The organism is Protofrankia sp. CiP1_Cm_nod4 (assembly GCF_982290645.1).
On sequence record NZ_CEVIVC010000223.1, the window covers coordinates 2,549 to 3,694 of the forward strand.

Consider the following 1,146-nt stretch of genomic DNA (forward strand, 5'->3'; position numbering starts at 1 on the left):
CCACCGGATCGGCTCGCCCGGATCCCCGGGGTGGGCGGCGGTGAGCAGGGCGTGCGCCCGGGCCTGCCAGCCGGCTTCCTGTTGTGGGCCCATTCGTTCTCGTAGCACGGCGCGGACGAGGCGGTGCATGACCAGCAGGTCGTGGTCGATCTGTGCCAGTGAGGAGCGGTTGATCTCCCCCGCCTCTGCCAGCCGTTGGGGATCTCCCAGGGCCGTTGTCAGCGGGTCCTCGAAGACCTCCGGGTGGGCGGTCAGCAGGTCCAGCGGGACGCCGGTGGGCGCGAGGAACGTACACACCTCGAGCAGGGCGGCGGCCGCGGGTGACCGGCCGGTGAGCGCGTCGGCGGACAGCCCGATCGCGGCGGCGGTGCTGTGCGGGGGTAGTCCACCGGATGGCCGAGGGCGGCTATCCGGGCCTGCTCGGCCCGGAACAGGCCCAGGTAGGCGGCCGGGTCCATCGGGGTGGTGTCGAGGTAGGCGGCGATCTGTGCCGCCGCCAGCGGGAGGTCACCGATCTCGGTGGCGAGCAGGTCCGCCAGTGCCGGATCCAGGCCGTCGATCCGGCGGGTCAGCAGCTCCACGGTCTCGGCCCGGGCCAGCGGCTCGACCGGGGTGGGCGTGCCGACCTGCCGGAACGCCCGGCTCCGGGAGGTGATCAGAATGTGGCCGCCGTGCGGGAGCAGGTCGGCGACGTCCTGCACGTCCTCGACGTTGTCGTAGATCAGCAGCCAGGGGCGGCCGGTGGCCGCCATCCGTGACAGCGCCCTGACCACCGCCTGCGCGGTGCCGGCCGGGCCGGCCGGCACGGGCTCCCCGAGCGCGTCGTTGACCGCGGCGACCCCGGCCTGCGCGGTGAGTCCGCCTGCCGCGTCGATCCACCAGACAAGCTGGTAGTCGGCGGCGAACCGCCAGGCGAACTCCCGGGCCAGCTGGGTCTTCCCGATCCCCGCCATCCCGTGGAGCGCGACCGTGGCCGGGCGCAGCGCCGCCAGCTGGTCGCGCAGCTCCAGCAGCGTCCGGTCCCGGCCGACGAAGAAGTCGTTGCGCGGCGGCACCTCCCGCATGGCCGGCAGCCGGGGGAAGGAGCGCTTGCGCCCAGCCCGCGGTCGCCGCCCGCCCGGACCGCACCGGGCCGTCCGCCCCGGC

General features: G+C 75.0%; 1 protein-coding gene and 1 pseudogene. Both read right to left on the minus strand.

Annotation, left to right across the window (positions count from 1 at the left end; genetic code table 11):
* Positions 1-297 (minus strand): annotated as a pseudogene (locus AC5LSR_RS23145) (hypothetical protein); the annotation flags it as partial.
* Positions 252-1,146: AAA family ATPase (locus tag AC5LSR_RS23150; RefSeq protein WP_493469023.1), on the minus strand; the 895-nt coding region annotated here is incomplete at its 5' end. The pseudogene AC5LSR_RS23145 and the gene AC5LSR_RS23150, both read right to left, overlap by 46 nt.